This is a genomic window from Xenorhabdus sp. KK7.4, from assembly GCF_963876465.1.
Classification (GTDB): domain Bacteria; phylum Pseudomonadota; class Gammaproteobacteria; order Enterobacterales; family Enterobacteriaceae; genus Xenorhabdus; species Xenorhabdus stockiae.
Genome location: NZ_CAWNQF010000040.1, coordinates 1 through 489, shown reverse-complemented (window position 1 = coordinate 489; position 489 = coordinate 1). Strand labels below are relative to the sequence as shown.

The window sequence follows — 489 nt, the reverse complement described above, 5'->3', positions numbered from 1 at the left end:
TTTGGACAATTTTTCTCATTTGACGCCGCTCATTGCGCGGAATTGGTGGTACGATGGCCATAACTCAGTCCTTCCTTTTTGTGTTTTTTTGGTTTTGCGGTTAAAAAGTTCGCAAAAATAGGACTGAGTTTCTTTGATTCGCCTACCATTTTGAAAAGCTATTTAGGATGCTACTGATAATGTGCGGGCGCAGTATTTCCATATTAACGCCTCAATAGAGCAGAGCCGGGAAAGCCGCCAAATGGCAATTGGGCATTTTCACCGAACCGCAGTTTATAATCATTCATCAGTCCACCGCATACATCCTTTGACGGATCATCCGTTGGGTTGCCCTCTTCATCAAAGTAGCGTGTCCCTGTGTAGTTACAGGGGGATTTGCGATACAGGCCACGCATACACCATGTACACAGGCTATGGATTTGGCGTGTGGGGATCTGAATGCCCTGCAAGTCTGCCGGGGAAGATAACGCAAACTGAACGCTTTCATTG

At 46.2% G+C, this 489-nt stretch carries 1 protein-coding gene; it reads right to left on the bottom strand.

Annotation, left to right across the window (positions count from 1 at the left end; translation table 11 throughout):
- Positions 1-203 precede the first annotated feature (203 nt).
- The coding region (locus tag AACS90_RS05060) for a phage minor tail protein L (protein WP_099123677.1) at positions 204-489 on the bottom strand (286 nt) is incomplete at its 5' end.